The organism is Methylibium sp. (genome assembly GCF_031393925.1).
Classification (GTDB): domain Bacteria; phylum Pseudomonadota; class Gammaproteobacteria; order Burkholderiales; family Burkholderiaceae_C; genus Methylibium.
Map to the genome: position 1 here is coordinate 1 of NZ_JANMWL010000293.1, position 24,179 is coordinate 24,179.

General features: G+C 69.3%; 24 protein-coding genes, 1 tRNA gene and 1 pseudogene. 9 read left to right on the forward strand and 17 right to left on the reverse strand.

The genetic code is table 11. From position 1 onward, the window contains the following. Positions 1-383 (reverse strand): annotated as a pseudogene (locus RMO12_RS15045) (signal recognition particle-docking protein FtsY); the annotation flags it as partial. Between the two features lie 92 nt (positions 384-475). Between RMO12_RS15045 and rsmD the strand changes: the two are divergent. From rsmD to RMO12_RS15060, 3 genes are all read left to right on the forward strand, one after another. Continuing rightward, complete coding sequence (gene rsmD / locus RMO12_RS15050) at positions 476-1,084, forward strand: 16S rRNA (guanine(966)-N(2))-methyltransferase RsmD (RefSeq protein ID WP_309639895.1); 609 nt, start codon at positions 476-478, stop codon at positions 1,082-1,084. A 34-nt stretch (positions 1,085-1,118) separates the two neighbouring features. Beyond that, complete coding sequence (gene coaD / locus RMO12_RS15055; protein WP_309639896.1) at positions 1,119-1,637, forward strand: pantetheine-phosphate adenylyltransferase; 519 nt, start codon at positions 1,119-1,121, stop codon at positions 1,635-1,637. A gap of 147 nt (positions 1,638-1,784) precedes the next feature. Continuing rightward, complete coding sequence (locus RMO12_RS15060; RefSeq protein WP_309624231.1) at positions 1,785-2,072, forward strand: YfhL family 4Fe-4S dicluster ferredoxin; 288 nt, start codon at positions 1,785-1,787, stop codon at positions 2,070-2,072. Between the two features lie 7 nt (positions 2,073-2,079). Here RMO12_RS15060 and RMO12_RS15065 read toward each other — a convergent pair whose 3' ends face one another. The 8 genes from RMO12_RS15065 to RMO12_RS15100 form a co-directional block, all read right to left on the reverse strand. Continuing rightward, a complete protein-coding gene (locus RMO12_RS15065; protein ID WP_309624230.1) occupies positions 2,080-2,511 on the reverse strand; it encodes a hypothetical protein in 432 nt (143 codons plus the stop codon). Continuing rightward, positions 2,508-3,170 carry an aminoacyl-tRNA hydrolase gene (pth, locus tag RMO12_RS15070; protein WP_309624229.1) on the reverse strand — a complete coding sequence of 221 codons (663 nt, stop codon included), beginning with the start codon at positions 3,168-3,170 and terminating at the stop codon, positions 2,508-2,510. The genes RMO12_RS15065 and pth overlap by 4 nt, the downstream gene beginning before the upstream one ends. A 79-nt stretch (positions 3,171-3,249) precedes the next feature. Further along, positions 3,250-3,894 carry a 50S ribosomal protein L25/general stress protein Ctc gene (locus tag RMO12_RS15075; protein ID WP_309624228.1) on the reverse strand — a complete coding sequence of 215 codons (645 nt, stop codon included), beginning with the start codon at positions 3,892-3,894 and terminating at the stop codon, positions 3,250-3,252. A gap of 89 nt (positions 3,895-3,983) precedes the next feature. Continuing rightward, positions 3,984-4,946 (reverse strand): ribose-phosphate pyrophosphokinase, encoded by a 963-nt coding sequence (locus RMO12_RS15080; RefSeq protein WP_309639897.1) that lies wholly within the window; start codon positions 4,944-4,946, stop codon positions 3,984-3,986. Between the two features lie 81 nt (positions 4,947-5,027). Beyond that, a tRNA-Gln gene (locus RMO12_RS15085) sits at positions 5,028-5,104 on the reverse strand. Positions 5,105-5,160: 56 nt separating this feature from the next. Then, positions 5,161-6,021, reverse strand: a complete 861-nt coding sequence (gene ispE / locus RMO12_RS15090) for a 4-(cytidine 5'-diphospho)-2-C-methyl-D-erythritol kinase (RefSeq protein ID WP_309624226.1) — start codon at positions 6,019-6,021, stop codon at positions 5,161-5,163. Then, on the reverse strand, positions 6,018-6,482 hold the full coding sequence (locus RMO12_RS15095) for an outer membrane lipoprotein LolB (protein WP_309639898.1): 465 nt from the start codon (positions 6,480-6,482) through the stop codon (positions 6,018-6,020). The genes ispE and RMO12_RS15095 overlap by 4 nt, the downstream gene beginning before the upstream one ends. 62 nt (positions 6,483-6,544) lie before the next feature. Then, the gene (locus RMO12_RS15100) at positions 6,545-8,380 is read right to left on the reverse strand and encodes a tetratricopeptide repeat protein (protein ID WP_309639899.1); all 1,836 of its coding nucleotides are present in this window, start codon (positions 8,378-8,380) and stop codon (positions 6,545-6,547) included. A gap of 54 nt (positions 8,381-8,434) precedes the next feature. On the opposite strand from RMO12_RS15100, the gene mutM reads away from it, so the two are divergent. The 3 genes from mutM to mutY all read left to right on the forward strand — a co-directional run bounded on the left by mutM (position 8,435) and on the right by mutY (position 12,545). Beyond that, positions 8,435-9,283, forward strand: a complete 849-nt coding sequence (gene mutM, locus RMO12_RS15105) for a bifunctional DNA-formamidopyrimidine glycosylase/DNA-(apurinic or apyrimidinic site) lyase (protein ID WP_309639900.1) — start codon at positions 8,435-8,437, stop codon at positions 9,281-9,283. Positions 9,284-9,432: 149 nt separating this feature from the next. Next, positions 9,433-11,445, forward strand: a complete 2,013-nt coding sequence (locus RMO12_RS15110; protein WP_309639901.1) for a dynamin family protein — start codon at positions 9,433-9,435, stop codon at positions 11,443-11,445. Continuing rightward, on the forward strand, positions 11,442-12,545 hold the full coding sequence (gene mutY, locus RMO12_RS15115) for an A/G-specific adenine glycosylase (RefSeq protein ID WP_309639902.1): 1,104 nt from the start codon (positions 11,442-11,444) through the stop codon (positions 12,543-12,545). The genes RMO12_RS15110 and mutY overlap by 4 nt, the downstream gene beginning before the upstream one ends. On the opposite strand, the gene ruvA is transcribed toward mutY, so the two are convergent. From ruvA to RMO12_RS15130, 3 genes are all read right to left on the reverse strand, one after another. Then, a complete protein-coding gene (gene ruvA / locus RMO12_RS15120; RefSeq protein ID WP_309624220.1) occupies positions 12,514-13,092 on the reverse strand; it encodes a Holliday junction branch migration protein RuvA in 579 nt (192 codons plus the stop codon). The two genes, mutY and ruvA, sit on opposite strands and share 32 nt — an antisense overlap. Beyond that, positions 13,089-13,751 (reverse strand): response regulator transcription factor, encoded by a 663-nt coding sequence (locus RMO12_RS15125; RefSeq protein ID WP_309624219.1) that lies wholly within the window; start codon positions 13,749-13,751, stop codon positions 13,089-13,091. Before RMO12_RS15125 ends, ruvA begins: the two co-directional genes overlap by 4 nt. Before the next feature lie 70 nt (positions 13,752-13,821). After that, positions 13,822-15,669, reverse strand: coding sequence for an ATP-binding protein (locus RMO12_RS15130; protein WP_309639903.1), 1,848 nt, complete (start codon positions 15,667-15,669; stop codon positions 13,822-13,824). 102 nt (positions 15,670-15,771) lie between these two features. On the opposite strand from RMO12_RS15130, the gene RMO12_RS15135 reads away from it, so the two are divergent. Together RMO12_RS15135 and ybeY are read left to right on the forward strand one after the other, a co-directional pair. Beyond that, positions 15,772-16,767: a PhoH family protein gene (locus tag RMO12_RS15135; protein ID WP_309639904.1), complete on the forward strand. Its 996-nt coding sequence runs from the start codon at positions 15,772-15,774 to the stop codon at positions 16,765-16,767. A gap of 83 nt (positions 16,768-16,850) precedes the next feature. After that, the gene (ybeY, locus tag RMO12_RS15140; RefSeq protein WP_309624216.1) at positions 16,851-17,288 is read left to right on the forward strand and encodes an rRNA maturation RNase YbeY; all 438 of its coding nucleotides are present in this window, start codon (positions 16,851-16,853) and stop codon (positions 17,286-17,288) included. Positions 17,289-17,441: 153 nt separating this feature from the next. Here the strand turns inward: ybeY and RMO12_RS15145 are convergent, their stop codons facing one another. The 5 genes from RMO12_RS15145 to dapF form a co-directional block, all read right to left on the reverse strand. Further along, a complete protein-coding gene (locus tag RMO12_RS15145) occupies positions 17,442-18,635 on the reverse strand; it encodes a class I SAM-dependent methyltransferase (RefSeq protein WP_309639905.1) in 1,194 nt (397 codons plus the stop codon). 87 nt (positions 18,636-18,722) lie between these two features. Beyond that, positions 18,723-20,141, reverse strand: coding sequence for a M48 family metallopeptidase (locus RMO12_RS15150; protein WP_309639906.1), 1,419 nt, complete (start codon positions 20,139-20,141; stop codon positions 18,723-18,725). Between the two features lie 115 nt (positions 20,142-20,256). Further along, the gene (locus RMO12_RS15155) at positions 20,257-21,216 is read right to left on the reverse strand and encodes a tyrosine recombinase XerC (RefSeq protein WP_309624213.1); all 960 of its coding nucleotides are present in this window, start codon (positions 21,214-21,216) and stop codon (positions 20,257-20,259) included. A gap of 21 nt (positions 21,217-21,237) precedes the next feature. Then, on the reverse strand, positions 21,238-21,915 hold the full coding sequence (locus RMO12_RS15160; RefSeq protein WP_309624212.1) for a DUF484 family protein: 678 nt from the start codon (positions 21,913-21,915) through the stop codon (positions 21,238-21,240). Between the two features lie 24 nt (positions 21,916-21,939). Then, complete coding sequence (gene dapF / locus RMO12_RS15165; RefSeq protein ID WP_309639907.1) at positions 21,940-22,806, reverse strand: diaminopimelate epimerase; 867 nt, start codon at positions 22,804-22,806, stop codon at positions 21,940-21,942. A 61-nt stretch (positions 22,807-22,867) separates the two neighbouring features. On the opposite strand from dapF, the gene RMO12_RS15170 reads away from it, so the two are divergent. Beyond that, complete coding sequence (locus tag RMO12_RS15170) at positions 22,868-24,145, forward strand: SAM-dependent methyltransferase (RefSeq protein WP_309639908.1); 1,278 nt, start codon at positions 22,868-22,870, stop codon at positions 24,143-24,145. Positions 24,146-24,179 lie beyond the last annotated feature (34 nt).

The window sequence follows — 24,179 nt, forward strand, 5'->3', positions numbered from 1 at the left end:
GCATCGGCCATCAGCAGCGCGGCCTCCAGCTCCTCGTAAAGCGCATCGTCGATGCGCGTGCCGGTAAACACCTGGGTGATGCCGGCGCCGGTGCGGCGCAGCCCCAACTTCAAGCGGTCGAGCCAGGGGCGGCGCGCCGGGGCGACCTCCTCGGGCGGCGGTGCGCTGAACGCGGGCGTGGCACTGACCGGCGCGGGCCGGGGCGGCGCCGTTGCAGCGGGAGGCACAGGCTGCGGCGGGGGCAGCGCGATCGACGGGGATGGCGTGAACTGCGGCGCGGGCGCGGCGGGAAGGACCGGGGGCAGCGCGGATGCGAAGTCACGCAGATCGGGTGCGGTGGGCGTGGCGGGAGACGGCGCCTTCTTCTTGAAGAAACTGAACATGAGGCGCGGATTCTAGGGACAGCCCCGAGGCACCCCGCCGACGGCCGCACACGCGACGGCACCCGTCAAGCGGCCGTCCCTAGAATCGCGCGATGGCAGCCCCCATCCGACCCGGTCCCGACCCCCGAGCGCAAGGCAGCGTGCGCTTGATCGGCGGGCAATGGAAGCGCAGCAAGCTGCCGGTGCTCGAAGCCGCCGGCCTGCGACCGACGCCCGACCGGGTGCGGGAAACGCTGTTCAACTGGCTCGGCAATGACCTCGCCGGCTGGCGCTGCCTCGACGCCTTTGCGGGCAGCGGCGCACTCGGCTTCGAGGCCGCCTCGCGCGGCGCGGCGGAGGTGCTCTTGCTGGAGCAAGATGCCCGGCTGGTGGCCAACCTCAGAGCCGTGCAACTGCGGCTCGACGCGCGGCAGGTGCGGGTCGAGGCGGCCGATGCGTTGCGCTGGATGTCGCACCATCGCACAGGCGCGTTTGACCTGGTCCTGCTCGACCCGCCTTTCGACGCCGGCTTGGCCGAACCCGCGCTTGCTGCCGCAGTGCCGCTGCTCGCGCAGGGCGGTCTGCTCTATCTGGAAGCGCGTGCGGCGCTCGACACCGCCACGATCGACGCGCAGGGACTGAGCCTGCACCGGCACACGCGCGCCGGCCACGTGCATGCGCATTTGTTCAGGCGCTCGGACACTGCGGCCAGCGCGGCATAAACTGCCCGCCGAACCGCTCAGCGAGGACCGTGCCGTGACCGCAAACACCCTCCTCACCGCCGTCTATCCGGGGACTTTCGATCCGATGACCCTCGGGCACGAGGATCTCGTGCGCCGCGCCAGCACGCTGTTCGAGCGGCTCATCGTGGCCGTCGCTGCGGGCCACCACAAGCGCACCATGTTCACCATTGCCGAGCGGCTCGAAATTGCCCAGGAATTGGCTGCGCCCTACGCCAACGTACAAGTGATCGCGTTCAGCGGCCTGCTGCGCGACTTCGTGGTCGGCCACGGCGGCAAGGTCGTGGTGCGTGGCCTGCGCGCCGTGAGCGACTTCGAGTACGAGTTCCAGATGGCCGGCATGAACCGCCAGCTCATGCCCGAGGTGGAAACCGTGTTCCTCACGCCGAGCGACCAGTACCAGTTCGTGAGCGGCACCTTCGTGCGCGAAATTGCCACCTTGGGCGGCGATGTCTCCAAGTTCGTGGCACCGTCCGTACTCCAGCGCTTGAAGGCGCGCGTGAGCCAGGCGACCCGAGATGAATCCCCGCAATAAGCCGACACCGATCTACGCTCCGGGAGTCTTCATGGCACTCATGATCACCGACACACAGCGCGGGAGTCCGCAACGCATGCGTTGCGCCGCGCTGTGCCGTCTTCGCATGCAGGCGAAGGCGGTGTTCGTCGCCGAGCAGGAGGGCCCATGGCACTCATGATCACCGACGAATGCATCAACTGCGATGTCTGCGAGCCCGAGTGCCCTAACCAAGCCATCTCGCTCGGCCCGGAAATCTACGTGATCGATCCGGCCCGCTGCACCGAATGCGTGGGGCACTTCGACGAACCGCAGTGCGTACAGGTTTGCCCGGTTGCCTGCATTCCGGTCGACCCGGCACGCGCGGAGAGCAAGCCGCAGTTGTGGGCCAAGTTTCGCGCCTTGGTCGGCGATGCTGCCGATGCCGTGCCACCGCGCGGCGCAGCCGGCGACTGACAGCGCTTCAGTGCGCCGCCGCGACGGCGGCGGGTTTGCGCTGCTTGCGGCGCCCGGGTTCGGCCGGCTCGACCGCCCGGAAGTCGGTTGACGCATCCTTCGCCCGCGCTCCAGTGCGCTTGGGCGCTTTGCTGGCCGATGCCGCCGCGCTCGGCGGCGTTGCACTCAGGCTCGTGGCCGGCGCCGCCACCGCACGCTCGCGTTGCTGGCGTTCGCGTTGCAGCGCCGCTGCTACCCGGGCGTCGCGCCGCACGGCCGCTTGAGTCTGGGCCTGCTGCTCGGGGCTGCGCGCGTCGCCCGCATCGATCACGCGGCCCTGCGGGCACGGCTGCTGCGAATAGACCGCGCCCTCGGTGCCGCATCGGTAGACGGTCTGCGCGCCACACAGGCCGGCACCGCACGCCAGGCAGACCGAAATCACCACATCGCGCAGAGTCATACCGTGTCCTTTCGCACCACCGCGGACGAGGCCGCTTCGGTGGTCGTCGTGAGTGCCACCAATGGCCGCGGCGGCTTGGGCCGCGGCGGCTTGCTCGTGTGCAAGCGCAGTGTGGCCTTGGCCATGTCGCCCGCGAGCAATGCATCGAGCGCGTCGAGCGAACGGGCGATGCAGGCTTCGATCGCCTCGCGATGCTCGGCCATCGGCCGGCCCAACACGTAATCGGCAACCTCCGTCTTGACGCCCGGGTGACCAATGCCCAGGCGCAGGCGCCAGTAGTCGGGCGAGCCGAGCTGCGCATGAATGTCGCGCAGCCCGTTGTGCCCGGCATGGCCACCGCTGAACTTGAGTTTCATCTCGCCCGGCGGCAGGTCCAGCTCGTCGTGCGCCACGATGATTTCGCCGGGTTCGATCTTGTAGAAACGCGCCAGCGCAGCGACCGCCTTGCCCGAGAGATTCATGTAAGTCTGCGGCGCGAGCAACCACACCGCGTTGCCCTGCACGTTCGCGCGCGCCACGCGCCCGTGGTAGCCGCGCTCGGGCTGCAACGTGGCCTTCAGGCGCACCGCCACGGCGTCGAGCCACCAGAAGCCCGCGTTGTGCCGGGTGGCCTCGTATTCGGAGCCCGGGTTTCCCAGGCCGACCAGCAGTCGAATCATGATGGGGCGGATTATCGCGACGGCGCACGAAAAAAAGCCCCGCCGAGGCGGGGCTGGCTCGACCGACCTCGGGGTCGACTTATTTCTTGTTCTGCTTCTCGGTCTTCTTGGCCTTGGTGGCAGCGGCCGGCGCCGCGACGACCACCGCTTCCGCAGGCGCTTCTTCCGCCGCTTGCGACACCACGGTGGCGATCACCGGATTCTTCTTGCCACGCAGCACCACCTTGATGCCGGCGCCGAGCTTCAAGTCGTTGACGTGCAACGACTGGCCCTTGGCCAGCTCGCCCAGATCGACCTCGAAGAACTCGGGCAACTGCGAGGCCAGGCATTGAATCTCCAGCTCGTTCATGACGTGGGACATCACGCCTGAATCGACCTTCACGCCCGGCGCGTTTTCTTCGTTGATGAAGTGCAGCGGCACTTTCTTCTGGACGCGCGTGGTGGCGTCCACGCGCTGGAAGTCCACGTGCAGCACGATCTGACGAAACGCGTGCATCTGCAGGTCGCGCAGCAGGACCTGCTGCGTCTGGCCTTGCAAATCCATGTCGAGGATCGACGAATGGAATGCTTCTTTCTTGATCGCGTGGTACAGCGCGTTGTGGTCGAGCTCGATCTTCACCGGCTCACCGCCGCCGTAGACGATGCCCGGCACCTTGCCGGAAATACGCAGGCGGCGGCTCGCTCCGGTCCCCTGCAGTTCGCGCGGGAATGCGACGAATTTCATGTGTTTTCTCCGTTAAGGAAGGTGCCCGCGACCAGGCACCTTTGATGACGGCGCGCACGCCCCATGCGAGCGCACCGGTTGATGCCGGATCAGAAGTTGTTGTTCTGTTCCGAGAAAAGAGAAGTGACCGATTCGCCGTCCGAAATGCGGCGGATGGTTTCGGCAAACAGGAAGGCCACCGACAGCTGGCGAATCTTCGGCGTGGCCTTGGCGTGCGCATGCAAAGGAATGGTGTTGGTGATCACCACCTCGTCGATCTGCGAGTTCTTGATGCGCTCGATCGCCGGCCCGGAGAACACCGGGTGCGTGCAGTAGGCGAACACGCTCTTGGCACCGCGCTCCTTCAGCACCTCGGCCGCCTTCACCAGCGTGCCGGCGGTGTCGATCATGTCGTCCATGATCACGCAGTTGCGACCGTCGATCTCGCCGATGACGTGCATCACTTCGGACACATTGGCCGCGGGGCGCCGCTTGTCGATGATGGCGAGGTCGCAATTGAGCTGCTTGGCCAGCGCGCGCGCGCGCACCACGCCGCCGACGTCGGGCGAAACCACGATGAGATCGTCGTAGCGCTTGCCCTTGAGGTCCGACAGCAGCACCGGCGAAGCGTAGATGTTGTCCACTGGAATGTCGAAGAAGCCCTGGATCTGGTCGGCATGCAGGTCCATCGTCAACAAGCGGTTGACGCCCACCGCTTCGAGCATGTTGGCCACGACCTTGGCGGAGATCGGCACGCGGGTCGAGCGCGGCCGGCGGTCTTGCCGCGCATAGCCGTAATACGGAATCACCGCGGTGATGCGCCCGGCCGACGCGCGCTTGAGCGCATCGACCATGATGAAAAGCTCCATCAGGTGTTCGTTGGTCGGCAAGCAGGTCGGCTGCAGCACGAAGATGTCGCGCGCGCGCACGTTCTGCTGAATCTCGACGGTGACTTCGCCATCGGTGAACCGCCCGACCATCGCCTGGCCGAGTTCGATGCCGAGCGAGCTGGCGATCTCCTGCGCGAGCGCCGGATTTGCATTGCCGGTGAAGAGCACGGTGTTGGCGAGCATCACGCCTCCGCAATGGGAGCTGTTGGGACCATCATTCAAACGACACGGCGCCCGCTGCGGGCGCCGTGCGTTCACACACCTTGGCAGGGGAGGAAGGACTCGAACCCTCGCATGTCGGAATCAAAATCCGATGCCTTGACCAACTTGGCGACTCCCCTACACGGGACGCGGCTCGCGCCGCGACCTCGAAAACGCCTGCCGCCGATTCCACACCTCAGGTCGCCCACTGCGCCAGCGGATGCCCAGGCAGACCGCGGCACATGCGCCCCACCCACGACGGCGCAAGCTCCTGGGCTTGCAGCATCGCGATGCTCGGCGAGTCACCGCTGCCCGCATCGGCAAACACCGCGCTGCCTGAGCCCGACATGCGACTGGCACCGAAGCGGCCGTGCAGCAGCGCCAGGGCTTCGGCCACCTCGCCGCAGTAAGCAATGGCGCCTGCCTGCAGATCGTTGCGGCCAAACCAGAGAGGGTTTGCAGCGAAGTCCGGGAGTGTAGCAGCGGCGGTGTTGCGGGCCAAGGTCGGGCTGCCAAAGATCGCTGCGGTCGGCACCACGGCCGCAGGCTTGAGCACGGCCCACCAACGCGGCGCCAGCTCGATCGGCGTGAGGCGCTCGCCGATGCCTTCGACCCAGGCGTTGCTGCCGGCGACGAAAAACGGCACGTCGGCCCCGAGCCGCAATGCCAGGGCGAGCAACCGCTCGCGCGACCAGTGCAGCTCCCACAGTCGGTTCAGGGCCAGCAACGTGGTCGCGGCGTCGGAGCTGCCGCCGCCCAGGCCGGCACCCCAGGGCACCTGCTTGTCGATGGTGATGTCGACACCGTGGCGGCTACCGCTCTCGGCCTGAAGCAAGCGCGCCGCCCGCAGGCACAGATCGTCGGCCGGCAGCGCCGCGGCACTGTCATGGCGCGCCAGCCGAGCGTCCTGGCGACGCTCGAAATGGAGCGTGTCACACCAGTCGATCAGCGCGAACACCGATTGCAACAGGTGGTAGCCGTCTTCTCGCCGACCGATCAGGTGCAGGAACAGGTTCAGCTTGGCTGGCGCCGGAACATCGTAGAGGGCCGCGATCATCGCGCCGCAGTCTCGCCCGGTGCGTCGAGCTTGGCGCGCACGCTGATCACCGGCGCGGCCAGCCGCTCGGCCACCACCCAGCCGTCGACGTGCCGGGACAGGTCGACCTGCCAGCCGAGTTGCTCGAAACCCCCGGGCCGTGCGCGGCTGGAGGCGCCGGGCCAGGGGCGCCCGCGCAACCAGTCGACCAGGGCCGCCAGGGGAATGCGCTCGCCAAACGCATCGCCGGCGAGGCTCTCGAGGTCAGGATAGCTGCGCTCGCCCTCGCGCGAACGCAGCGTCACCTGCTGCGGCGACCACTCGGCCCGCGCGAGCTGCGTGCCCAGCGGTGTGGCAAGCACCAGCCGCCCGCGCTCGGCCGAGCCTTCAAGCTCGAAGGCTGCGTTGAACGACCGCGCGGAATCGCCTTGAACGCTTACCGACAAGCGCCCTGCCAGCACGTCGACGGCCGGTCGGGACACGAGCCCCGCGCAGCCGGCAAGGAGCGCGGACGCGATCACCACAGCGGCGACCGCGCGGGCCGTCACAACTCGACCTTCAGGCGCGCGAGCGTCTCCTTGAGCACATCATTGCCGGCGTCGCGGGCGCGCGCCTCGGCCCAGACACGCCGCGCCTCGTCGCGCTCGCCTGCCACCCAGAGCACCTCGCCGAGATGGGCCGCGATCTCGGCGTCGGGACGCGCACGGTAGGCCTGGCGCAGCCAGCGCAAGGCCTGCTCGCTGCTGCCCAGGCGGTACTCGACCCAGCCGAGGCTGTCGAGCAGGAAGGGGTCGCCCGGCGCGAGTTCGACCGCCTTGGCGATCAGCTGCCGCGCCTCGGACAGGCGCTGGTTGCGATCGGCCAGGGAATAGCCCAGCGCGTTGTAGGCCTGCGCCTGTTGCGGCTTGAGCGCGATCACGCGGCGCAGCAACTGCTCCATGTCGGCCAGCCGGTCGAGTTTCTCGGCCATCATCGCCTGCTCGTACAGCAGGTCGCTGTCGTCACGATAGCGCTGGTTGGCATCGGCGAGCACGCGCAGGGCAGCGTCCCATTGCTTATGGTCACGCAGCAGTTGCGCTTCGGCGAGCAACTTGCCGCGCGCGTCGTCGGGTGTGCGCTCGGGGAGCTTGCGGATCAGCGCTCGCCCTTCGTCGAGCTTGCCCTGCTGCGCGAGCAGCGAGGCGCGACGCGACTGCACCGCCAGGGCTTGCGGACTCTCGACCTTGGACAACCAATCTTCCGCGGTCTTGAAGTCGCGCCGCTGCTCGGCTGCCTGGGCCAACAGCAAATAGGCCTGCGTCTTGCGCTGCGTCGGCGTCACGGCGTCTTCGTCTTGCAACTCGGCGGCCGCGGCGGGCTCGCCGGCTGATTCGATGCGCGTCAAGTATTCGCGCAGTGCGACCTCGGCCTCGGCAGGCCGCTTGAGCTCGAGCCGCAACGCGCCCAGGGTCAGCCACGCGTCGATGAACTGCGGCGCGTCGCGCGTGACGGCCTCGAGCTGCGGCGCCGCATCCGCATAGCGCTGGCCAACCGCCAGCGCACGGGCGTAGACCAGTCGCACGGCGCTGCGCGTCGTCGCGCTGCCAGCGGGCGCTGCGGCGAGGTAGGTGGTGACCACCTCTTCGGCTTGCGCCTGCACGGGCATCAACTCGATGGCCAGCAACGCCACGGCCTCGCCGTTGACGCCACTCGCTTGGGCTCGACGCGCGGCGTCAAGCGCACGCTGCGGTTCACCGGCGGCAAGCCGGCTTCTACCCAACGCGACCCATGCGGCAACTGCGGACGCCGAGGGCTCGTCGACGACACGTCCTTCGGCGTAAGGCAGCAGCACCTGCTCGAGCGCCTGCGCGGTCGCCTTGCGATCGGTGCTGCGTGCGAAATGGGCTGGCAGGGAGGCGATCGCCGCGGCGCGCTGCGACGGCAGCACCGAACCGAGCGTTGCGCGCAGCGGCTCCACCGTCTCGGCGCCGCGGCCCAGCGCCACGAGCAGCTTCACTTCGTAGAGTTGCGCATCGATCGATGACGGCACGGCCACGCGCCAGGCGCGCACCGCGGCCAACGCCTGCTCGCCGGCCTGGGCTTGCAAGGCCACGTCGGTGGCACGCCGAAACAGCCGCTCGTCGCGCGTCTTGCGCGCCGCGTCGAGCAGCACCTGGTAGCTGCTGCCGGCCTCGCCCTGGCCGAGCTCGATCTCGCCGACGAGCAATTGATAGAACAACTGCGCATCGATGCTCGAGTTGTCGACCGGCTCGGCGCTGCGCACCTCCGGCGGTGTCTGCGGCATCAAGGAAGGCGGCACCGGGACAGTCTGGGCGTGCGCGCAAACGGCAAGCGAACCGCCGGCCAGCAGGGTCAACGCGGCGAGTCGGTAATCGGGCATTTCGACAACTCCGGAATCGAAATCCATTCTATGCACCCCAACATAATCTCCCTCATGCCCGAGTTGCCTGAAGTGGAGGTCACCCGCCTGAGTCTGGTCGAACGCCTGCGCGGTGCAAGGATCGGTGAGGTGCGGCTTGGCAAGCCCCTGCGCTGGCCGTTGGGGGTCGACTCACAAAGTCTCATCGGTCGACGCGTGCTCGACGTGACGCGGCGCGCGAAGTACCTGTGGTTTGCGCTGGGCGGCCCCAACGCCGCCGAGGCAGCCCCTGCCGGCGGCCTGCTCGTGCACCTGGGCATGTCGGGCTCGCTCAGCCTGTCGGTGTCGGCGCAGATCGCGTCGCCCGGACCCTGGGACCACTTCGATCTGCTCACCGACCGCGGCTTGCTGCGGCTGACCGATCCGCGTCGCTTCGGCGCCGTCGTGTGGGCACCGTCGCCCACCGAAGGCACCGCAGGCAAGCTCCTGGCCGGCCTGGGGATCGAGCCTTTCGATGCGGGCTTCACACCCGCATTCCTGCACCAGCGCCTGCGCGGAAGGCGCGTGGCGATCAAGCAAGCGCTGCTGGCCGGCGACATCGTCGTCGGCGTGGGCAATATCTATGTCTGCGAGGCGCTGTTCCTGGCGGGCATCGACCCGCGGTTGCGCAGCGAGCGGCTGAGCCTGGCGCGCTGTGCGAGGCTCGTCGACGCCGTCAAGCAAGTGCTGTCGCGAGCGCTCGAACTCGGCGGCTCGACCTTGCGCGACTTCCGCGACGCGCACGGCGCCGACGGTCGCTTCCAGCTTGAAGCCGGCGTTTATGGGCGCGAGCATCGGCCGTGCCCGGCGTGCGCCCAACCCGTGCGTCGCGTCGCACAAGCCCAGCGCTCGACTTACTTCTGCGCGACGTGCCAACGTCGCTGATCCCGCACGAGTCCACAAGAGCGCGCACCGACACAATTGCACACGCCTGAAGCGGCCCAAAGCGTGGCGCCTGACACGCACACGTCGCGCGGCGCGAAGGCCTTGCGCTACCATGAATTTCCCTCGATTCGAGAACCATTCGGTCACGTATGTCTGTCTCGTTTGCCCACAGCGTCGACGCCCTCGGCAACTGGCGTAGCGCGCTTGAATCGAGGGTGCGCGAGCTGACGCGCTTCCTGCGCGAGCACGAACTGCTCGACCAGCCCAACGCCGACCTGCTGGAGTCCCTGCGCCACCGGCTCGCTGGTGAAAAGCTGGTCGTCGCCTTCGTCGCCGAGTTCTCGCGCGGCAAGTCGGAGTTGATCAACGCCATCTTCTTTGCCGACACGGGTCGACGCATCCTGCCGGCCACGCCCGGGCGCACGACGATGTGCCCGGTGGAGATCGGCTACGAGGCCGATGAGCCGATCGGCCTGTCGCTGCTGCCGATCGAAACACGGCTGCAGAGCCAGTCGCTGGCCGAACTGCGCCACCAGCCACGCGCCTGGACGCGCACGCCGCTCGACATGGACGACACCGAAGGCCTGGCCGAGGCGTTGACGCAAGTGATGCAAACGCGCCAGGTCAGCATCGCCGCCGCTCGCGACCTGGGGTTCTGGAGCGACGACGCGCCCGACGACAACCCGCCGCTCGACGAGCAGGGCCGCGTCGAGGTGCCGGCTTGGCGCCACGCGCTCATCAATCTGCCGCATCCGCTGCTCGAACGGGGCCTGGTGGTGCTCGACACGCCGGGGCTCAACGCGATCGGCGCCGAGCCCGAGTTGACGCTCGGTTTGCTGCCTTCAGCGCACGCGACCGTGTTCGTGCTGGGCGCGGACACCGGCGTGACGAAGTCCGACCTCGCCATCTGGCGCGACCATCTCGCGGCGCAAGGCGTAAGCCGTTACGTGGTGCTCAACAAGATCGACACGCTCGCCGACCCCTTGAGCTCACGCGCACAGACCGACGCGCAGATCGAACGGCAGCGCGTCGACGTCGCGCGCACGCTGCAGCTGCCGCTGGCGCGCGTGTACCCGCTGTCGGCCAAGCAGGCGCTGGCCGCGCGCGTGGCCGGCGACGCCGCCGGGCTGGCGCTAAGCCGCCTGCCCGAGCTCGAGGCGGCGTTGACCGAGCGCTTGCTCCCGGCGCGCCGCCATGTGCTCGCGCAGGTGGGCGTCGACGGTATCGCACAGGTCGAGCTGCAGGTCGGCCGGCGACTCACCGACCGGCGCCGCCAGCTGGCCGAGCAAATGCTCGAGCTGCGCGGCCTGCGTGGCAAGAATGCGGCCAAGGTGCGGATCATGCTCGGCCGCGTCGACGCCGAATCCAATGAGTTCGAGCAGTGCATCGCACGCCTGCAGGCGATGCGCGCAGTACACGGCCGCATGCTCAAGGACGCCATGCTCGACCTCGCCAGCGACCGGCTGCGCGAACACGTCGACGAAATGCAAGACGGCATCCGCAGCTCGCTGCTGCAGCTCGGCGCCAAGAAGGCCTTTCTCACGCTGTGCGCCCGGCTGCGCGAGCGCATGACCAAGTCACAGGCGCGCAGCACCGAAATCCACGCCATGCTCGGCGCGTCGTTCGAGATGCTCAACACCGACTTCGGCTTCAGCCTCATGATCGCGCCCGCGCCCAACCTTGGTCGCTTCACCGCCGACCTCGATCTCATCGAACGCAACTACGTTCAGTACCTCGGTCTCACGCAGTCCTTGAAGTTGTCGCAGGCACGCTTTCTGGAACAGTTCCGCCGCATGCTCGTGTCGCGCTTGCGCGTGGTATTCGAGAGCGCCAGCGTCGAGCTCGAACTTTGGAACAAGACCGCGTCGGCGCAGATCGATACCCAGCTGCGCGATCGTCGCCGGGGCTTCAAGCGCCGCCGCGAAGCGCTCGAGCGCATCCGCTCGGCAGCCGGCGAACTTGAATTGCGGCTCACCGAGTTGGAGGCGCAGGACGGGCAGCTGCAGCTGCTGCAACACCGCGTCTCCGAGTTGGCGCTGGCGGCCCGCACTCAGGCCGATCCGCAGGCGGCCATTGCGCCGCCGGTGACCGCGACACCGGGCAGGTTGATCGACGCGATCGACCTGCTGCTCGATCTCGAGCCGGTGCAGGCGCGCGCTTGAGTCGCGTGGCGCCCGCGGCGCCGGTGCCGGGCGCCGTGCCCGATTTCGCGGCGCGCGTGGTGGCCTGGCAGCGTCACGCCGGCCGCCACGGTCTGCCCTGGCAGGCCAGCCGCGACCCCTACCGCGTGTGGCTCTCAGAAATCATGCTGCAGCAAACGCAGGTGACAACCGTGCTCGCCTATTACGCGCGCTTCCTCGAGCGCTTCCCAGGCGTGGCCGCCCTCGCTGCGGCGCCGCTGGACGACGTGCTCGCCGCCTGGAGCGGGCTGGGCTACTACAGCCGCGCACGCAACCTGCACCGCTGCGCCCAGGTCCTGATGACCGAACACGCGGGGCGTTTTCCGTCGGACGCCGAGCAGCTCAGCACCCTGCCCGGCATCGGCCGCTCGACGGCCGCGGCCATTGCGGCGTTCTGCTTCGACCAGCGTGCAGCGATCCTCGACGGCAACGTCAAGCGCGTGCTCACGCGCGCACTCGGTTTCAGCGACGACCTTGCCGTGGCGGCGCACGAACGCAGCCTGTGGCAACGCGCCTGCGCGCTGCTGCCGCAGGACGCGCTCGACATGCCGGCCTACACGCAAGGACTGATGGACCTGGGCGCAACGGTGTGCCTCGTGCGTCGGCCGAACTGTCTCGCGTGCCCGCTGGACGAGGTCTGCGCCGCACGTCGTCAGGGCCGGCCCGAGGCCTACCCGGTGAAGACGCGCAAGCTCCGGCGCACGCGGCGCGAGAACTGGTGGCTGTGGCTCGAGTGCGCGGATGGCGTGTGGCTACAGCAGCGCCCCTCGGCTGGCGTGTGGGCGGGCTTGTGGAGCCTGCCGATGTTCGACAGCGAAGCGGCGCTCGACGCAGCCGCACTCGCGATGGGCACGCGTGCCGAAGTGCGGCCCGTGGTGCGGCATGCGCTGACCCACTTCGACTGGACCTTGCACCCGCGTCGGGCGCTGATCGGCAGCGTCACGATCGCGCAGGACGTGCCGCGTGTGATGGGCGCCGGGCGCTGGGTCGAGCTCGACGCACTGCCCACGCTGGGCGTGCCCGCACCGCTGAGCAAGCTGCTGGGCGCGGCTAGCGCGCGAGCGACTTCAGCGCCTGCTTGATGCCCTCGCTCACGCCGAGGTCCGGCGCCAACGCCTTGACGGCCGCCTGCGCTTCGCGTTCGCTGTAGCCAAGCGCGACGAGCGCCTGGAGGATGTCGGCCTGCGCCAGGCTCACCGCGGTGCTGCCGCCTGTGGTACCGAGGTCCGCACCGAGCTTGCCCTTGAGTTCGAGCAGCAGCCGCTCGGCGGTTTTCTTGCCGATGCCGGGCACCTTGACGAGCCGGCTGGCGTCTTGCGCGGTCACGGCCTGGGCCAGGTCGGCCACGCTCAGGCCCGACAGGATGGACAAGGCCGTGCGCGGGCCCACGCCGGAGATCTTGATGAGTTGCCGGAACGTACCGCGCTCGGCCGCGGTGAGAAACCCGAACAACACCTGCGCGTCTTCGCGCACGACGAAGTGGGTGAGCAAGGTGACTCGCTCGCCGAGCGCCGGAAGGTTGAAGAAGCTGCTCATCGGCACGTCGACCTCGTAGCCGACGCCGGCCACGTCGAGCAGCACCTGGGGCGGGGACTTGTCGGCCAGAAGGCCGGTGAGCCGGCCGATCACTGGCGCCGGAACAGGCCGAGCCGCTGCGCCTCGAGCGCCACTTCGGCCCGCGAACTCACGTTGAGCTTGCGGTAGATCTGCTTGACGTAGTCGGCGATCGTGTGGCGCGAGAGATTGAGCTGCACGCCGATCTCGGGCAAGGTGTAGCCCTTGGCCACGCGCAGCAGCACCTCGTTCTCGCGGTCGGTCAAGGTCACGCCGGGCATGAGCGGCTGGGCCTCGCGCACCTGGCTCTTGGCCTGGGCGGCGAAATACTGGATCACGCGACGCGCGATCGAGGGCGACAACGGCGGCTCGCCCTGGCTGATGCGTTTGAGCTGTTCGGCCAGCTGCTCGCGCGACTGCTCCTTGAGCAAGTAGCCGAAGGCGCCGGCCTGCAGTGCCGGGAAGAGGTGGTCGTCGTCGTCATGGATGGTCACGACCACCGACTGCGCCTCCGGCTGGGCCTCGCGCAGTGCGGCGACGACGTCGACGCCAGAACCGTCGGGCAGGCCCAGGTCGACCAACGCCAGGTCAAAGCGCTGCGCGCTGATGTGCGCGCGCGCATCGTGTACGCGCGCCGCCTCGGTGATGTGGGCCCCCGGAAACACCTGCAGCGCCAGCGCCTTGAGCCAGACACGGATCTCCGGCAGGTCTTCGAGCAAGAGAATGTGGGTCATGGCAGTCATGATTTCATAGTAGCAGTCTGCGCAGCGGCGTCCAGAGCCACCAGCCCCGGCGCGGGCCCGCTTACAGCGGCAGCGTGAGACGGATCACGGTTCCGTAGCCCGGGCCGGACTCGACCAGGCACTGGCCGTGCATCTGCTTGGCGCGATGCTTCATGCTCGCCATGCCGTGGCCACGGTCAAGCTTGCCATCGAGCTCGAGCGGGATGCCCCGCCCGTTGTCGCGAATGACCAGGCGGAAATCGTCGGCGATCGTGCAACTGATCACGGCGCGCGAGGCACCGCTGTGCTTGATGAGGTTGCTGGTGGCCTCGCGCAGCACGCGCGTGGTCTGCACGTAGGAGCGCGCCGCCAGGGTGCGCTGCTCGGGCGGCTCCACGCTCGACCAATCGATCTCGATGCCCGCCTCGCCAAGGCGCGACACCGTTTCGGCGCGCCAGTCGGCCAGCGCGTCGGCCAGCTGAACCGGTTTGCCGGCGATGCCCCGCACCGACAGCCGCATCTCCTCGAGCGCCTCGCGCGCCAGCGTCGAGATGCGGTCGTTGTCGCTCGTATGCACGATGGTCAGCAGCTTGGCGCCCAGGTCGTCGTGCAGGTCGGCGGCGATGCGCTTTCTTTCTTTTTCCGCCACCTGCTCGACGCGCACCTCGGCAAGGTGGGCGAAATTGCGCTCGATGTCGGCCGAGATCTGCTGCACGCGCTGCTCGAGCTGCTGGCGCGCACCTTCGGCGCTGGCCAGGGTCAGCGCGAAGGTCTGCACCAGCCGGAACGCGAGCGCGCACAACAGCAGGGGAATGACGAAATGGACGAGATGCATTTGTGGCAGCTGCAGCAACCGGTCCTGGATGGCGATCTCCAAGCCCACCATCAGCGCCACGAAGGCGAACGTCGAGCCCAGCAGCCAGAACTCCTCGCGGCGCACGCGCCACGCATGGGCAAGAAAGTAGCCGATCGCAGCGAACACCTCGAATGCCAGCACCGTGTAGCAGGCCGTGGCCGTCGCGAACAAACGCTCGGGGCCGGCCAGCCATAGCGCGAGCGGCAGGACGAGGCACTGGCTCCACAGCAGCACATCGAGCCAGCGTCGGCGCACGCGGCAATAGCGCAGCAGGAACAACACGCCGCACACCGCGAGCGGCACGAACGCCACGCAAACCAGCAGTTCGAGCGTGGCGCTGTCCAGTGGCACGCTGCGCCACCAGGTGCGCGCGCTGAGCAAGGCCCAGCCGATGGCGACCACGGCGAAGTAGACGAGATAGTGCAGGCGCCGCACCCAGGCCAGCGCAAGCAGGATCACGCCGATCATGACCAACATCGCCGCCATCACCTGCGCGAGCGTGACGTTCCAGAGCAACTGGCTCTCGTGCATCGCGGCAAGCACCGGAAGCGCTCCCACGATCACCTCGGACAGGCCACCCGCGCGCTGGCGTGCCGACACGCGCGACAGCGGCTGGCCGACGACCTGGATGTCGAGCCGGTTGCCCGTGGGCAGCAGCACCGCGCCGGGCAGGGTGAGAAGCTGCGAGGCATAGCAGTTGCGTGTGAGCGGCTCGCGCATGTTGCCGCCGCGGTGCAAGAGCTGACCGTTGAGGTAGACCTCGAGGTTGCTGCACACGCGCGGAATGTAGGCGCCAGTGAGCGTGCCAGGCGCAACGGCCGGCGCGTCGAATGCCAGCCGGTACCAGCGCGCCGGTTCGCGCGCATCGCCGGGCGCCGCCACCCATTCGTCGGGCAGCTTCACGGGCGTGAAGACGGCCCCGTCCGGTGGTGCCGGCGTGGGCGCCGCAAGCGTGAGCGAGAGCGCGTCGCGCAAGCTCACTGGCAGGGCTTGCTGCGCCGGACTCGCACTGGGCGACAGGGCGAACCACAGGCCCAACAGCAGGCGAGAGAGCACGGGAAAGAGGCGCGGCATCGCGGGCGATTGTGCAGGAAGGCCAGGACGCGTCCCGGCACGAACAGGCACGAACGGGGCGTGAAACGGGGCGCGACAATCACGCCCTACCGGAGCTTGCCCGTGATCCTGCGCCACGCCTTCATCCCGCTCGACAACACCCGCCTGGCCCGCCTGTGCGGCGCGCTCGACGCGCATCTGCGCGCCATTGAAGAGGCGTTCGACGTGAACATCACGCGACGCGGCGAGTCGTTTCGCGTCGAAGGCGCCAAGACCCAGGCCGAGCGTGCCACGGCGCTGCTGCAAACGCTCTATGACCGCGCCAAACGGCCGATCGCGCCGGAGGCGTTCGCGCTCGCCCTGGTCGAGGCCGGCGCCAACCAGCCCCGCGGCCGTGCGCCAGCACGCCAGCGCGCCGATGACGGCGAACCTGCCGGCGACGCCGACGCCGACGAGATCGTGCTGCGCACGCGCCGCTCCGACCTGGCCGGCCGCACCCCCAACCAGACCGCCTACCTGCGCCACATCCTCGGCCACGACATCACCTTCGGCATCGGCCCGGCCGGCACCGGCAAGACCTTTCTCGCCGTGGCCTGCGCGATCGACGCACTCGAGCGCAGCGCGGTGCAACGCATCGTCCTCACCCGCCCGGCCGTCGAGGCCGGCGAGCGCCTGGGCTTCCTGCCCGGCGACCTGGCGCAGAAGGTCGACCCCTATCTGCGCCCGCTTTACGACGCGCTCTACGACTTGATGGGCCAGGAGCGCGTCACCAAGGCGTTCGAGAAGGGCACGATCGAGATCGCGCCGCTGGCCTTCATGCGTGGTCGCACGCTCAACCATGCCTTCGTGATCCTCGACGAGGCACAGAACACGACCGCCGAGCAGATGAAGATGTTCCTCACGCGCATCGGCTTCGGCGCCAAGGCCGTGGTGACCGGCGATGTGAGCCAGATCGACCTGCCCAAAGGCACCGAAAGCGGCTTGGTCGAAGCCGAGCGGGTGCTCAAAAGCGTGCCGGGTATTGCAATCACGCGCTTTACCTCGGCCGACGTGGTGCGCCACCCGCTGGTGGCGCGCATCGTCGAAGCCTACGAAGCGGCCACGCCGCGTGACGCCTGAAATGGCCGCCCCCACGCACCTGCGGTGCTACCCCTCAGGGGGACACTCAGCCCGCTTGGAGCGGCCCGGCGCGGGCTGAGGTCATGCAACCCACGCTCGCCTTGTCGCTGCAGTTCGCCGACGCGCGCCACCGCGCAACACTGCCGCGGCACAAGGTCGTGCGCTGGATTCGCGCCGCGCTCGACGCGCCCGCCGAAATCACCGTGCGCCTGGTCGGCGCCGACGAAGGGCAGGCGCTTAACCGCGACTACCGCAGCAAGGACTACGCGACCAATGTGCTGACCTTCGACTACGCGCGCTCGCCGTTGGTGGTGGCGGACCTGGTGCTGTGCGCGCCGGTGGTCGAGCGCGAAGCCGTCGAGCAGGGCCGCAGCCTCGAGGCGCACTACGCGCACCTGCTGGTCCACGGCGCCTTGCACGCGCAGGGGCTCGACCATGAGGACGAGGAAGAGGCGCGCGTCATGGAAGCGCGCGAAACCGACGTGCTTCGCGCACTCGGCTACGCCGATCCTTACGCCTGAGCGAGCGGGCGCGGAGCGTGACGCGCGCCGCCTCGTGATGCCGTGGCGAGATGCGGCGCGCCGCTTCTTCATGCCGTGACGAGGCGCCCTCGCGTACTCACGCCCTCACATGCCCACATGCCCGCGTACCCGCGTGCTCACATCCTCTTGCTATCAAGCCTTCACGATCGCCAGCCCCTTGAGGTACTCGCCTTCGGGGAAGGTGATCGTCGTGGGATGGTCGGGCGCGGCTTCGAGCCGCTGGAGCAGGTAGCCGTCCGCCCCTGCATCGAGGCCGGCGCCGGCAACGATCTTGTGGAACAGCTCGGCACTGACGCCGCCCGAGCAAGAGAAGGTGAGCAACAGCCCGCCCGGCTCCAGCAGCACCAGCGCCAGCCGATTGATGTCCTTGTAGGCACGCGCCGCGCGCTCGGCATGCGCGGCGCTGGGCGCGAACTTCGGCGGGTCGAGCACGATCGCGTCGAAGCGCCGCCCTTCTTGGGTGAAGCGGCGCAGCGTCGCATTCACGTCGGCGTCGAGCGCTTCGTGGCGCGCCGCATCAAAGCCGTTGAGCGCCACATGCGCGGTGGCCCGCACCAGGGCGGGCGCCGATGAATCCACGCTCACCACCTGCTCGGCGCCGCCCGCCAGCGCCGCGACCGTGAAGCCGCCGGTGTAGCTGTAGCCGTTGAACACGCGGCGGCAGCCGAAGCGGCGCACCCACTGCGCGAACAGGTGGCGGTTCTCGCGCTGGTCGAGGTAATAGCCGGTCTTGTGGCCCTCGGCCACGTCAAGCGTGAGCTGCCAGCCGTGCTCGCGGATCGCAACCGCGGTGGCGCCGCCGTCGCCCGCGGGCAGGCGCAGCCAGCCGCTCACCGCGCCCAGGCCTTCCCGGTCGCGCACGCTCGCGTCGGAGCGTTCGTAGAGCCGCACGCAGCCGCTGGCGGCCAGCAGGGCGTCGGCGATCACCGGCTTCCAGCGTTCGACGCCGGCAAAGAGGAACTGCGCGCACAGCGTGTCGCCGTAGCGGTCGACGATCAGACCCGGGAGCCCGTCGGCTTCGCCGTGGATCAGCCGCACGGCGTCGCTGTCGATCGCCAGTCGCTGCCGAAAAGCAATGGCGCGCTCGATGCGCCGCGCGAAGAACGCCGCGTCGATGCGCTCGGCCTGCTCGAAGCTCCAAGCCCGCACCCGTATCTGCGAGGCCGGGCTGCAGGCGCCCCAGGCGAGGAATTCGCCCTCGTGCGACTCCATGCGCACCGTCTCGCCGGCATCGCCCGAGCCCTTGGCAATGCTGCCCTCGAACACCCAGGGGTGGCGCTTGTGCAGCGAACGCTCCTTGCCCGCACGCAGCTTGATCACTTTCATGCGGCGATTGTCTCAGCGCCGATTCGCAGCGCCCCTTAGCCACGCTCTGCAAGCACGCCGCAGTGCGGACTCGGCGGCGCCGGGGCTTCAGGGCGCCGGCAGCATCTGGGCCTTCCAGCGCATCGCGTTTTCAATGCGCCGACGCGTGCCAGGGTGGGTGAAGAACAGCGCCTCCTCGAGCGCGCCGGGGTCGGCCTTTCGGTATTGCACCAACTTGAGCAGCACCTCGGCCTCGCCGTCGGGTTCGCGCGCGAGGTTCAGGCCGTAGAGGTCGGCCTCCAGCTCCATCGTGCGGGTCATGGTGTTGAGCAGCGGCGTCGCGAAGTACAGGTAGACCGACAGCACCGCGGCCAGCAGCGGCAGGCTGCCCGGCTCCTGCACCGCACCGACGCCCCAGCGCGCACCGAAGCGCGCGAGCAAGCCCTTCACCGCTGCTGCCGTGAACCCAAAGCCCACCAGGATCACGAGCCCGATCTGCAGCAGGCTCTTGGGGATGTGGTTCATCGCGTAGTGGCCGATCTCGTGGCCGACCACCGCCAGGATCTCGGGCTCGGACGAGCGCCGCAGCAGGTTGTCGTTGAGCCGTACCGCCGCGGTGCCGAACAGCCCCGACACGTTGGCGCTCACGCGCGTGGTCTGCCGCGAGGCGTCGAACTCGTAGACGTTGGCGACCGGCACGCCGTTGGCCTGCGCCATCGCCACGATCTTGCGCTTCAGCGGCGTGTCCGCCAGCGGCTTGTAGGTGTTGAAGAGCGGCTCGATGTAGACCGGCGCCAGCGCCACGCCGACCACGGTGAACGCCATCACGACCGCCGCCCCGCCGATCCACCAGCGCTGCGGCGCGCGCCGGATCACCGCGTACACCGCGGCGATCAGCAAGGCACCGAGCACGACCGACAACGCCAGGCCGATGAGTTGTTCGCCGAACCAGGCCGCGAGCGTCTGCGTCGCCATGCCGTACTGGTGCTCGCGCACGAAGCCTTGGTAGACCGTCAGCGGCAGGCCGAGCAGCCACCCGGCGGCCACGTAGAGCGCGCCATAGCTCAGCGCCTGAAGGAACGGCCGGGTCGTCCAGGCGGTGCAGCGCCTGCGCAGGGCCTGTGCCCAGCGCGCCTGCAGCAGCACCCACGCGATCGCCAGGCCGAGCAGCAGGTTCCACAGCTGCAGCCACTGGCCGCCTTCAAAGTAGGCGTCCGAGCGTGCCCCCGCTTCGGGCTCGATGCGGTCAAGGTAGGCCTGCGTCGCGGCGGCCGGATCGCGCGGCAGCGCGGCACGCCAGGCGTCGCCCTCGGCACGCACGTCGCTGGCCGACGGCGCGCGCGCGGCGCTCTCCTGGGCGCTGGCGCGCTGCGGCAGTGCGACGGTGAGCAGGGCGGCGCACAGGAAGGCGAGCGCGAACCAGGCTCGCCAGACGGCGTGACCGGCCTCGGGCGCCATCACTGCGCCTGCGCGCTCGACCAGCAGCGCGAACGGGCGCGCCAGACGGTGTGAGTGGCAGGCGCGCACCGAGGCCAACCGCGCAAAGGCTGCGCCGGACCGGCCGAGGCGCGCAGCACCCCGCCGCGCACGGCCCCCGCGCAGGGCGCTCGCTCGCGCCACGCCGCGCGCGATTCATTGCTGCTCATGCCGTCCCTTTTTCAAGCTTTTTCTTGGCGCGCGGATGCGCCGCGTCGTAGACCTTGGCGAGGTGCTGGAAGTCGAGCTTGGTGTAGACCTGCGTGGTGGTGATGTTGGCGTGGCCGAGCAGCTCCTGCACCGCGCGCAAGTCGCCGCTGGACTGCAGCAGGTGCGAGGCGTAGCTGTGGCGCAGCATGTGCGGCGACACGTGGGTCGGCAGGCCCGCGCCGAGCGCGCGCTCCTTCAGGCGCGTGCGCACCTGCGAGGCGGTGAGACGACGTCCGTGGCGGCTCACGAACAGCGCCGTTTCATCCGGCTTGGCCATGCGCTCGCGCAGCGCCCGCCAGGCGTCGAGCGCCTTCAGCGCCGGGCCGCCCACCGGCACGCTGCGCCGCTTGCTGCCCTTGCCCAGCACCTGCGCCTCGCCGCCCTGGCGGTCGATCCAGCCGCGCGCATCGCCGCCCGGCGTGATGTCCAGCCCGACCAGCTCGGCCACGCGCAGGCCGCAGCCGTAGAGCAGCTCGACCATGCAGTGGTCGCGCGCCTCGAGGCGCGGGTCGGTGTCGGCGCGGCGGTGCTCGGCCAGCGCCACGGCATGGTCGACCGACAGCGCCTTGGGCAAGGGGCGCGGCGCGCGCGGCGCACGCACGCCTGCGGCCGGGTTGACCGCCACCAGGCCCTCTCGACCCAGCCAGCGGTACAGGCCGCGCCAGGCGCTCAGCACGATGGCGATGCTGCGCGGCGCCAGGCCACTGCCGTGCAACTGCGCCGCCCACCGGCGGATGTGATGCGGCTGCACCGCGTCCAGCGCGATGCCGCCTTGTGCGGCCATGTCGCGCAGGGCTTCGAGCGCGTCGCCGTAGCTCCTGAGCGTGGCGGCCGCGAGCCGACGCTCCACGCGCAGGTGCTCCAGGTGGCGCTCGATGACGCCGGCTGCCGCGGCGGCGCCGGTTGGCGTCACCACAGCGTCACCACCTGCGCCGCCTCATACGACCGGCAGCAGCCGCGCGAGGCCGGCGCTGGCGATGTCGCCGATGCGCACCAGGAACTCGGTGCCCATGTCGGCGGTGTAGCGGGTCGGGTCGGGCGAGCCCAGCACCAGCATGCCGAACGCCGGGCTCGACGCCTCGCGGCGCAACGGGACGAGCGCCAGCGACACCACCAGGCTCGCCTCGGGGAACCAGCGCACCGCCTCGAAGCCCGAGTTCACGCCGCAATAGGGCTGCGTCAGGCTCGATGCGAAGCTCTTCACGTCCTCGCTCACGCCCTGCGCAAACGGCAGGTGTTCAAACACCTCGGCAGCGCCCCAGACGCGAAGGCCCGCCTGCGGTATCTGGAACTGGTGGCGCAACTCCTCGACCAGGACGCCGGGCAGCTCGCCCGCGTTGGTGGTGAGCATGATGGCGCGGGTCCAGCGGTGCAGCTTGTCGGCGATGCCGACGTTGTCCTGGCCGTGGCGGATCATCTCCACCAGCTTGAATTCAAGGCCGCGGATCTTGTCGCGCAGCATCTCCATCTGCCGCTCCTGCAGCGACACCGCGCGGTTGCCGTGCGGGCTGGTGAGCTGCACGCCGGCCAGCAGCTCGGCATGGCGCTCGAAGAAGCCCGGCGTGTTCAGCAGGAAGTTGGCGATGTCGTCTTCGGTGATGCCCTGGATGCTCATCTCGTGTGGCTCTTTCTGTTGATTTCAATCGGGTAGATCAATCTCGCCGTCGAACACGCGCTCGGCCGGGCCGGTCATCAAAACGCTGTCACCGGCCACGCCGCTCCACTGCACGTCGAGCCGGCCGCCGGGTGCGTCGACCCGGACGAGCACGCCGCCGTCGAGCCAGCCCGCGCGCACGCCCACCACCACCGCCGCGCAGGCGCCGGTGCCGCAGGCCAGCGTTTCGCCGACGCCGCGCTCATGCACGCGCAGGGCAATGTGGCGCTTTGATACGAGCTGCATGAAGCCGGCGTTGACGCGCTGGGCAAAGCGCGGGTGCGACTCGAGCGCCGGCCCCACGCGCTCGACCTCGGCGCGAGCAAGGTCATCCACGCGTTGCACCGCATGCGGATTGCCCATCGACAGCACCGCCACCTCGACGCGCACGCCCGCCACGTCGAGCGGCCAGAACGGCATGCCAGCAATCTCGCGCGGCACCAGACCCGTGGCGTCGAAGGGCACGCGCGCCGGCTCGAACACCGGGCTTCCCATGTCGACCGTGACGCGGCCCTCGCCGAGCCAGCGCGGCTCGATCACACCACCGGCCGTGCGCACGCGAATGCGGTCCTTGGTGGTGAGGCCGGCCTCGCGCACGTAGCGCACGAAGCAGCGCGCGCCATTGCCGCACTGTTCGACCTCGCCGCCGTCGGCGTTGAAGATGCGGTAGCTGAAATCGATGCCGGGCTCGGCGGACGGCCCGACGATGAGCACCTGGTCGGCGCCCACGCCCAAGCGCCGGTCGGCCAGCCGGCGGACCTGCGCCGCGCTCAGGGCCAGCGGCGCGCGCGTGGCGTCGAGCACGACGAAGTCGTTGCCGGCGCCTTGCATCTTGGTGAAGCGCAACTTCATGGGGCGCGATTATCGGCGCTGCGTGCCCAGGCAGACGGCGCGATCCGCTACGCTGGCGGCCATGACCTCCCCCCCATCGAGCCCGCGCGATCAGTTCTTCGGCGAAGTGCGCGCCGCCCTCGCGAGCCAGTCGCTCACCAAGCTCGTGCTGGCCGGCGCGCGCGGCCCCAGGCCCGACCTGCAACGCGTGCTGGTGCGCCCGCTCACGCTCAAGGGCCGCGCCTGCCTCTCGCTCACCTACAACCACCGCACGCGCGACGTGACCAAGAACCTGCCCGTGGAAGAAGGCCTGGCCACGATTGCGGCGCTCATCGACGACAGCTTCGACAACCTGCACCTGCTCACGCCCGAAGGCGAGCTGCAGCTCGCCATCAGCCGCAAGGGCAAGGCCACACTGCGTCGCAGCCGCGCGGGTGCGGCGTCCGCGGGCGGCGACACGGCGCGGGTCGGCGCCAAGGTCGATGTTCGCTTGGGCACCGAGGGCATCGGCACCCCGGCCACGCCGCCGCCGGCATCGCCTGCCAGCGCGCACGACCGCGCAAAGCGGCGCTTCGTCGACATCGCCGCGCCCTTTCTCGTCGAGCTGGGTGTGACCGATGCCGAGCACCGGCTCATTCCTTCGATGGCGCGCAAGTGGAAGCAGATCAACAAGTTCATCGAGGTGCTCTCGCATGCCTTCGAGGCCGCCACGTCCCTGCAAGGCCAGCCGGTGCGGGTGCTGGACTTCGGCTCCGGCAAGGGCTACCTCACCTTCGCCGTGCACGATCACCTGCGCCGCACGCTCGGCCTCGAGGCCGAGGTGAGGGGCGTCGAGCTGCGCGAAGACATGGTGCGGCTGTGCAACGACGCCGCGCGCCGGCTCGACTTGGCGGGCCTGGCCTTCGAGCAGGGCGACGTGCGCGGCCATGCGCCGGGCGCGGTCGACATCATGATCGCGCTGCACGCCTGCGACACCGCCACCGATCACGCCATGCACATGGGCATCCGTTCGGGCGCGCAAATCATCATGTGCTCGCCGTGCTGCCACAAGGAGATTCGCCCGCAGCTGCAAAGTCCGCCGCCCTTGCTGCCGATGTTGCAGCACGGCATCCACCTGGGCCAGCAGGCCGAGATGCTCACCGACAGCCTGCGCGCGCTGCTGCTCGAAGCCGAGGGTTACGACACGCAGGTGTTCGAGTTCACCTCGCTCGAACACACCAGCAAGAACAAGATGATCCTGGCCGTCAAACGCGCGGCACCGCGCCCTGCGGAAGTGGCGCGCGCCCAGGTCAAGGAGATCAAGGCCTTCTACGGCATCCGCGAGCAGTGCCTGGAGGTCTTGCTGGACGCGACACGGTAGCGCGCGCCCGGCGTGAGCCGAGCGAAGCGCACAG